This window comes from Actinomadura geliboluensis (genome assembly GCF_005889745.1).
Taxonomy (GTDB): Bacteria; Actinomycetota; Actinomycetes; order Streptosporangiales; family Streptosporangiaceae; genus Spirillospora; species Spirillospora geliboluensis.
The window spans coordinates 1-7,899 of record NZ_VCKZ01000407.1 but is presented as its reverse complement, the minus strand read 5'-3'; the positions used below and the strand labels follow the sequence as shown (position 1 = coordinate 7,899).

General features: G+C 72.0%; 9 protein-coding genes and 1 pseudogene. 3 read left to right on the top strand and 7 right to left on the bottom strand.

The features are described from left to right. The 4 genes and pseudogenes from ETD96_RS36640 to ETD96_RS36625 form a co-directional block, all read right to left on the bottom strand. Positions 1-965 (bottom strand): annotated as a pseudogene (locus ETD96_RS36640) (hypothetical protein); the annotation flags it as partial. A 143-nt stretch (positions 966-1,108) separates the two neighbouring features. Beyond that, the gene (locus ETD96_RS36635) at positions 1,109-1,312 is read right to left on the bottom strand and encodes a PspC domain-containing protein (RefSeq protein ID WP_138641074.1); all 204 of its coding nucleotides are present in this window, start codon (positions 1,310-1,312) and stop codon (positions 1,109-1,111) included. A 176-nt stretch (positions 1,313-1,488) separates the two neighbouring features. Beyond that, positions 1,489-2,202, bottom strand: a complete 714-nt coding sequence (locus tag ETD96_RS36630) for an HAD family hydrolase (RefSeq protein ID WP_138641073.1) — start codon at positions 2,200-2,202, stop codon at positions 1,489-1,491. After that, complete coding sequence (locus ETD96_RS36625; RefSeq protein WP_138641071.1) at positions 2,199-2,852, bottom strand: MBL fold metallo-hydrolase; 654 nt, start codon at positions 2,850-2,852, stop codon at positions 2,199-2,201. Before ETD96_RS36625 ends, ETD96_RS36630 begins: the two co-directional genes overlap by 4 nt. Before the next feature lie 98 nt (positions 2,853-2,950). Here ETD96_RS36625 and ETD96_RS36620 point away from each other — a divergent pair, with 98 nt between their 5' ends. From ETD96_RS36620 to ETD96_RS47760, 3 genes are all read left to right on the top strand, one after another. Continuing rightward, positions 2,951-4,015 (top strand): phosphotransferase family protein, encoded by a 1,065-nt coding sequence (locus tag ETD96_RS36620; protein WP_138641069.1) that lies wholly within the window; start codon positions 2,951-2,953, stop codon positions 4,013-4,015. Beyond that, entirely contained in the window at positions 4,012-5,112 is a 1,101-nt protein-coding gene (locus ETD96_RS36615; protein WP_171069400.1) for an Rv3169 family protein, read from the top strand. Before ETD96_RS36620 ends, ETD96_RS36615 begins: the two co-directional genes overlap by 4 nt. Positions 5,113-5,299: 187 nt before the next feature. After that, positions 5,300-5,431 (top strand): hypothetical protein, encoded by a 132-nt coding sequence (locus ETD96_RS47760; protein WP_274704675.1) that lies wholly within the window; start codon positions 5,300-5,302, stop codon positions 5,429-5,431. Between the two features lie 60 nt (positions 5,432-5,491). Here ETD96_RS47760 and ETD96_RS36610 read toward each other — a convergent pair whose 3' ends face one another. The 3 genes from ETD96_RS36610 to ETD96_RS36600 form a co-directional block, all read right to left on the bottom strand. Continuing rightward, positions 5,492-5,791, bottom strand: a complete 300-nt coding sequence (locus ETD96_RS36610; RefSeq protein ID WP_138641067.1) for a Fe-S cluster assembly protein HesB — start codon at positions 5,789-5,791, stop codon at positions 5,492-5,494. A gap of 93 nt (positions 5,792-5,884) precedes the next feature. After that, on the bottom strand, positions 5,885-6,844 hold the full coding sequence (locus ETD96_RS36605; protein WP_138641066.1) for an LLM class F420-dependent oxidoreductase: 960 nt from the start codon (positions 6,842-6,844) through the stop codon (positions 5,885-5,887). A gap of 9 nt (positions 6,845-6,853) precedes the next feature. Further along, positions 6,854-7,621, bottom strand: a complete 768-nt coding sequence (locus ETD96_RS36600) for an SDR family oxidoreductase (protein ID WP_138641064.1) — start codon at positions 7,619-7,621, stop codon at positions 6,854-6,856. Positions 7,622-7,899 lie beyond the last annotated feature (278 nt).

The window sequence follows — 7,899 nt, the reverse complement described above, 5'->3', positions numbered from 1 at the left end:
TCCCGCACCTGCGCGCCCGTGGCGGCGTCGGTCGCGGTGAGCGCGGCGAGCCCGGGCGGGAGGGCGGCGCGCAGCGCGGCGGACGCGCCGGGCCCGGACGTGGCGACGAGCACCCGGTGGCCGCGCGCCAGCATCCCGGCGAGCAGGTCGGGGACGGTCTCCGGCGCCCGCTCCGCGATGTGCATGACCTGCGGTTTTCGGCCCGGTGACACCAGCCGGGCCAGCCCGTCCGGGACGCGCCGCGGCAGCAGGGCGAGCAGCCGGGCGTGGTGGTCGGCGACGGCGCCGCGGCCCGGCGGCCGGACGACCAGCGCGGGCGCGAGCCGGATGCGCGGGGCGGGCGGCCCGGCATCGGTGCCGGGCGCCCAGTCCTCCCGGTACTCGGCGGGGCCGGTCAGCGCGGTCTGGGACCACTTGCGCAGGACGTCCCCGACCGACGGGTTCAGCCCGAAGCCCTGGCCGTTCTGGACGGCGTCCGCGATCCAGCCGGCGGGCCGGAACCCGGGATGCCCGGCGAGCAGTTCCCGGTCGCGCAGGGTCGTGTGCCCGGTGAGGACGACGTCGACGCGTTCGGTGCGCTCGTCGACGACGATGCGGACGGGCGTGCTCAGCAGGTGGTCGTGGACGGCGGGCCGCCATGACAGCAGGCCGGTCGCGAGCACGACCTCCTGCCCGGCCAGCTCCCGCAGGACCCGGTACCAGTTGCGGAGCGCCAGCCAGCCGTCGAACTCCTCCAGCACGACGGGCGGCGTGAGCGGGATGACGGGGACGCTGAACAGGACGTCGCCGGGCCCGGCGTCCGCCTCCACGTAGACGTCGCCGGGCAGGTCGGCCAGCCACTCGACGTGGTCGTGGCCGGCGAGGTCGCGGGACGGGCGCCGCCGGGCCCGCGCCAGGTCGCGCAGGAAGCCCAGCAGCCGGGCCGCGTACTCCGCCTCGCGCGCGGCGGCGGCCTCCTCAGGCACCTGGCTCCTCCCCTTCCCACGGAGGGACGGGCCCCTTCCCGCGTTCCCCGCCCGGGCGACCGGGCGGTGGAAGGGGTCCGATGGTGGTGCCCCGATCTAACACCCATGGGCGGGCCTGGTCGAGCGCTATCGATGATCTTGAGCTAGCGGGCACCCGCCATGTGCCGGTCCTCGTCCGGCATCATCACCCACAGGACCAGGTAGACCACGAACTGCGGGCCCGGCAGCAGGCACGACAGCACGAAGAGCAGGCGGACCATCCCGGGCGTCATGCCGAACCGGCGCGCGAGCCCGGCGCAGACGCCCGCGATCATCCGGCCGTTGCGCGGGCGGTAGAGACCGTTCATGGGTTCTTCTCTCCCCGATTCGTCGAGCGGTGAACACGGCCGCGCGTTCCTCGCGGCCACGTCACCCACGCTACGAACCGGGCAGGGCGTCCCACATCGGCCGCAGGGCCCGTTCCGGCGCCATACTCGGGGATTAGGGGACATCCCCTAAGGGCCCGGCCGGACGTGCCGCGGGGCTACGGGGCGTTGTACTCGGCGACGAGTTTCGGCAGGCCGACCAGGTCGTCCAGGACGAACAGGCAGTCGCGGAGCGCCGCGTCGTCCTCCTGGATGTGCCCCCACGGGCCGCGCCGCAGGAACGCCGCCCGCATCCCGAACTCCAGGGCGGGACGGACGTCGTTGTCGATGCGGTCGCCCACGTACAGGACGCGGTCGGGGAGCACGTCGGCGAGCTGGGCGCAGCGTTCGAAGAACTCGGGGGACGGCTTGCTGACGCCCCACACGTCCGAGATGCCGACGACGTCCGCGTCCAGGCCGATCGCCGCCATGTGCGCCGCCGCCTCGACCGGCTGGTTGCCGGCGATGCCGACGTAGAGGCCCTGGTCGCGGAGCCCGGACAGGCAGGCCCGCGCGTCCGGGTACAGGTCGTCCGGCCCGAACCCGTTCGGGACGCCCGCCTCGGCGCGGCGGCGCTCCTCCTCCGCCAGGTCGAAGCCCGGCCGGAAGTACTCCAGGAGGTCCATGTGGCTGCCGCCCGTGGCGAGCAGCGCGCCCAGCTTGGCGAGGAACGTGTGCCTGGGGACGCCGAACCAGTCGGCCCAGCGCCCGTAGATCTCCCCCTCGTTGATGAGGGTCTCGCCTATGTCGAAGAACACCGCCTGGATCAGCGGTGGTGCGGTTCGGAGGTCGCGCGCCGGGGCGGGGTCGGGGGGCTGGGGGGAACCGGTCATTTGGCAGCCAGATCCACCGTCGTGCCCGGGGCGAGGCGGCGGAACTCCTTGTCCTGTTCCTTGCCCGCGTTGGTGACGGCGGTCTCCATCACCTTGAGGCCGATGTCGTTCAGCAGTCCGTCGTGGATGACGAAGGCGCGCTCGGGACGGACCGCCCGGGTGTACTCGAACAGCTCCGGGACCTTCATCCAGGGCGCGTTGCCGGGCAGGCACAGCGTCGGGACGGGCTCGGACGGGACGGTCAGCGCGTCGCCCGGGTGGAACACCTCGCCGTTCACCAGGAAGCCGACGTTCGGGATGGGCGGCACGTCCGGGTGCAGGATCTCGTGCTCCTCGCCGTAGACGTGGACGTCGAAACCGGCGATCGTGACGGCGTCGCCGTGGCCCACCTGGTGGACGCGCCCGCCCAGGTCGGCGAGGTTCTCCGCGACGACGCGGGACGTCCAGACCTCCAGCTCGGGCCGCTTCGCCATCGCGGCGCGCAGCGCGTCGGCGTCGAAGTGGTCGAAGTGCTCATGGGTGATCAGCACGGCGTCGGCGGCGGCGAGCGCGCCGGCCGCCCCGTCGCTGAAGGCGCCGGGGTCGATGACGATCGTGCGGTCGTCGTCGGTGATCTGGACGCAGGCGTGCCCGAGCTTCGTCAACTGCATCAGGCCATGTTTTCACGCCGGGGCGGCCGCACCCATTGACCGCCCCCCGGCTCGTTGATAGAACACGTTCTACTTTTGGTGCGGCGCAAGGAGGCGGCATGCCCGTTCCCGACCAACGCGATCCCGAGATCACCCGACGCGCGCTGGGGGGCTGGCTGGCCGGGCGGCTGCCCGGCGCCGCGATCCCCGCCGTGGAGACCCCGCAGACCAGCGGGTTCTCCAACGAGACCCTGCTGTTCGAGGCGGAGTGGACGGACGGCGGCCAGACCCGCCGCGAGCCGCTCGTCGCGCGGGTCGCCCCCGCGAAGTACCAGGTCTTCCCCGAGCCCCGGTTCGCCGAGGAGTACCGGCTGATGCGGATCCTGGACGAGCGCACCGCCGTCCCGGTGCCGCCGATCCGCTGGTACGAGCCGTCCCCGGACGTGCTGGGCGCCCCGTTCTTCGTGATGGGACGGGTCGACGGCCGCGTCCCCACCGACATGCCGCCGTACCACATGGACGGCTGGGTGACCGAGGCCGCGCCGGAGGAGCGGGCCGCGATGTGGTGGTCCACGCTGGAGATCCTCGCCGTCCTGCACCGGCTGGACGTCCGGGAGCTGGGGCTCGGCTTCCTCGACCAGCCCAAGTGGGGCAGGCCCGGCCTCGACCAGCGGCTCAACTACTACGAGCACTACCTGCACTGGGCCTACCAGGGGCCGCAGGAGACGGCGCTCAAGGCGCTGGAGTGGCTGAAGGCGAACCGCCCCGAGGAACCGGACGAGCCGGTCGCGCTGTGGGGCGACGCCCGCATCGGCAACGTGATCTTCCAGGAGGGCGCGCCGGCCGCCGTCCTGGACTGGGAGACCGCCGCGCTCGGCGCGCCCGAGGAGGACCTCGCCTGGTTCATGTTCCTCGACCGGCACCACAGCGAGGGCGTCGGCGCCGCCCGGCTGGACGGCTTCCCCTCCTACGCCGAGACCGTCGCCCGGTACGAGGAGCTGCTCGGCCGCCCGATGCGGCACATGGCGTACTACGAGATCCTGTCCGGCTTCAAGTTCTCCGTGATCATGGCGCGGATCGGGCAGGCGATGATCGACTTCGGCTGGATCGACCAGACCGCCGACTTCCCCCACAACAACAACTGCACGCAGCTGCTCGCCCGCATCCTCGGAGGGGACCAGTGACGCTGTCGCCGCTCGACGACTACCCGATCCACCAGGCGCCCGAGGTGATGCGGCACGTCACCACGTCCGACCGCAACTTCTACGACCGGTACTACTTCAACGTCCACCCCTGCTCGGACGAGCTGATGCTGATCATCGGGGTCGGGCAGTACCCGAACCTCGGGGTGATGGACGCGTTCGCCGTCGTGCGGCGCGGCCCGATCCACAAGGTGGTCCGGGCGTCCCGCGAGCTGGGGAACGACCGCATGGACACCACGGTCGGACCGTTCCGCGTCGAGGTCATCGAGGGGCTGAAGCGGCTCAGGGTCGTCCTGGACGAGAACGAGCACGGCCTGGCGTTCGACCTGACCTGGGAGGGGTCGATCCCCGCCACCCTGGAGCCGCCGCACTACCTGCGCTGGCAGGAGCGCGTCATGTTCGACTCGCGGCGCCTCGCCCAGACCGGACGCTGGACGGGCACCATCACGGTCGACGGCGAGACCATCGACGTCACGCCCGACCACTGGTGGGGCTCGCGGGACCGGTCCTGGGGCATCCGCCCCGTGGGCGAGGCGGAGCCGCCCGGCATCCAGGTAAAGAACGCCGGCACGTTCTACTGGCTGTACACGCCGATCCAGTTCGAGGACCACTCGATCCTCTGCATCGTGCAGGAGGACGAGAAGGGCCGCCGCGTCCTGGAAGAGGCCACCCGCGTCTGGCCCGACCGTGAGGCGGAGTATCTCGGACGTCCCGAATACCGTCCCGAGTACGCCGAGGGCACGCGCGACGTGGTCACCGCCACGCTCCGCTTCGCACCGCCCGGCGGCGAGCCGTTCGAGGTGAGGGCCACGCCGATCCTGCCCGTCCACATGATGGTCGGCACCGGCTACGGGCTGGAGCCCGGCTGGAAGCACGGCATGTACCAGGGGCCCGACCTCAAGGTGGAGGGCGTCACCCACGACGTCCGCAAGCCGGACGACGCCGCCCGCATGTGGGGCATGGTCGACGCGGTCGGCCGGTACGAGTACCTGGACGGCGCGCAGCCGACCGACGCCGTCACCGGCTACGGCCTGTACGAATACTGGGCGCTCGGCCCGCACCCGTCCTTCCCCGAGTAGTGGATCTGGGAGACTGGCGAGCGTGACGACCCCGTCTTCGCCCGACTCCCCCGACGCGGAACGGCCGTCCCGGGAAGACTTGGACGGGTCTCCTCTGGGGGGACGACCCCCCAGACCCCCCGAGGAGAGCCGCCGGTCCAGCTCCTTCCGCTCCGCTGGCGCTCCACTCCAGGATCTGGACCGGCAAGTGCGCGACCGTTACGGCACATGGCGCGACCAGCCGCGCGGGTTGGCCTGCGCGGTGATCGCCGCGTTCATGATCCTCACCACGGTGGCGTTCGTGTTCGCCGTGGTGGCCGTCGTCGCGGCCATGCGCTGAACGCATGAGAGCCGGAGCCGCCCGCGGCGGCCCCGGCCCTCGCACGTCGTTCGGGCGGAGTCAGGTAGGGGTGCCCTCGGTTCCCTCCGCGATGGTGAACGCCACGTCCCCCTGCGGGTCGACCTGGGCGTCGAGGGTCTTGTCGTCGAGCATCTCGGCGACGGTGGGCTCCAGGTACACCTTGGCGCCCTCCTCCTCGACGACCTGGTCGCCGGCCTCGGGCGCGGGGGCGACCGAGAGCCGCAGCGCGTCCGAGCCGTCGAGCCCGGACTCGATGCGGATGCCGGTCTCCGGCGGAAGCTCCGGGTTCGCGGTCACTGTACGAATGACCTGGACGGCACCGCTGGTCAGCGTGAGCACGATCAGCTCCTCACGTCTCTGGCTGTCTGTCGGATCTGCCCCACCCTCCCCAGTGAAGGGTGGGGGCAAACATCGAGACGTGATCAGGAGGTGTCAGTCCGCGTTCGGCGCGAGCGCCCGCACGGCCTCCACCGGGGAGAGCCCGCCGCCCGGGACGACCGCCAGAACCGGCGTGGTCAGGCCGCTGTCCACGTACTCGCGGACGCGGGCGCGGCACGCCTCGGGCGACCCGTGCACGATCAGGTCGTCGACGACCTCGTCCGGGATGACCTCCAGCGCCTTCTTCCGGTCGCCGGCCGCCCACGCCTCGTTCATCGGCCGCAGCGCCTCGCCCCGGCCGAGCCACTCGTGGAACGCCCGGTACACGGGGACCGTCATGTACGCGGCGATCATCCAGCGGCCGATCGCGCGCGCCTCCTCGGCATTGTCGGTCGGGCACACGAACAGCCGCGCGATCAGCTCGGGCTCGTCGCCCAGCACGCCGCGCACCGTCGGGACGTCCTTCGGCGCGAGCCAGTTGGTGATCGCCCCGTCGGCCTCCCGGGCGGCGAGCCGCAGCATGCCGGGGCGCAGCGCCGCGAGGACGATCGGCGGCGGCGTCGCCGGGACGTTGTCCAGCTTGAAGCCCTTGACGGCGAAGGTGTCGTACTCCTCCTTCACCTTCTCCCCGGCGAGGGCCTTGCGCAGGAAGCGCAGCGTGTCGCGGACGCGCTTGTACGGCTCGTCGAACGCGATCCCGTTCCAGCGCTGGACGATCGTGTCGGACGAGGTGCCGATGCCGAGCACGAACCGTCCGGGCGCGAGGTCGGCGAGGGTGGCGGCGTGCTGGGCCAGCAGCGCCGGCCCGCGCGTGTAGACCGGGACGATCGCGGGGCCGAGGCGCAGCTCGGGGCCCCACTGGGAGGCGAGCGCCAGCGGGGTGAACGCGTCGGTGCCGTTGGTCTCGGCGGACCAGGCGTCGGTGTAGCCGAGCCCGGACAGCTCGGCGACGAGCTCGCGGTGCTCGGCCAGCGGGAGCCCGGTGAGCGGAATGGTCAGTCCCCAGCGTGACATGCGTGCCTCCTAGGCGATCGACGCGCGGATGGTGGCGCCGCCGTCCACGACGAGGGTCTGCCCGGTCATCCAGGACGAGGCGTCGCCCGCGAGGAACACGGCCGCGTTGGCGATGTCCTCGGGCTCCCCGAGCCGCTGCAGCGGCATGTGCTTGCTGATCTCCGCCTCGTTCGGCTCCCAGAGCGCACGGGCGAGATGGGTCTTGACCAGGCCGGGGGCGATGCAGTTCACGCGCACCTTGGGCGCCAGCTCCATCGCGAACTGCCGGCTGAGGTGGATCACGGCGGCCTTGGTGGCGTTGTAGTAGCCGATGCCGTGCTCGGTGATCATGCCGCCGACGGAGGCGATGTTGATGACGGCGCCGCCGCGCTCGGCCAGTCCCGCCTTCAGCGCGAGCTGCGTCCACTGGACGATCGCGAACTGGTTGACCTCGACGGTCTTGGCCGCGGCGGCGGGCTCGATGTCGGCCATCGGGCCGTAGTAGGGGTTCGTCCCGGCGTTGTTGACCAGGATGTCGATGCCGCCGAACTCGGCGACGGCCGCCTCCACACAGGCGGCGGCCTCGTCGGCGTGGCCGACGTGCGCCGCCTTGGCGAGCACCTTGGCGCCGGGGCTGGCCGCGCCGATCTCCTTCGCGACCTCGTCGAGCGCCTCCTGCTTGCGGGAGGAGATCACCACGTTGGCGCCCTCGGCGGCGAACGCCGCCGCGATCGCCTTCCCGATGCCCCGGGACGCCCCGGTGACCAGGGCCGTTCTTCCGTCAAGACCAGTCCGCATCCGCGCGCTCCCTACTGCTTGCTACCTGCTGCAATTCGCTCGCACCCTGTGGGCGGCATGGGCAGAATCCGACTCGGTTCACTCTAGCGAAGTGACTGACGAGTCAGTTACCACGCCCCCGGCGGTTCGTCCCGCGCTCCGCCCCGGCCCGGGAATGTCCCGAGGCGGTCGTCAGGACCGTTACCGCTTTCTCTGCGGAGAGGGATGAGCGTTTCACTGGGAATGCCTAATGTCCGCGGCGAGGGGGACGGGCTGCGGCGGAAGGCCATCTTCAGCAC

Bases quoted from the DNA above. Each gene is read 5' to 3' on its own strand.
- ETD96_RS36635 (WP_138641074.1), bottom strand. From the start codon at position 1,312: ATGAACGGTCTCTACCGCCCGCGCAACGGCCGGATGATCGCGGGCGTC.
- ETD96_RS36630 (WP_138641073.1), bottom strand. From the start codon at position 2,202: ATGACCGGTTCCCCCCAGCCCCCCGACCCCGCCCCGGCGCGCGACCTC.
- ETD96_RS36625 (WP_138641071.1), bottom strand. From the start codon at position 2,852: ATGCAGTTGACGAAGCTCGGGCACGCCTGCGTCCAGATCACCGACGAC.
- ETD96_RS36620 (WP_138641069.1), top strand. From the start codon at position 2,951: ATGCCCGTTCCCGACCAACGCGATCCCGAGATCACCCGACGCGCGCTG.
- ETD96_RS36605 (WP_138641066.1), bottom strand. From the start codon at position 6,844: ATGTCACGCTGGGGACTGACCATTCCGCTCACCGGGCTCCCGCTGGCC.
- ETD96_RS36600 (WP_138641064.1), bottom strand. From the start codon at position 7,621: ATGCGGACTGGTCTTGACGGAAGAACGGCCCTGGTCACCGGGGCGTCC.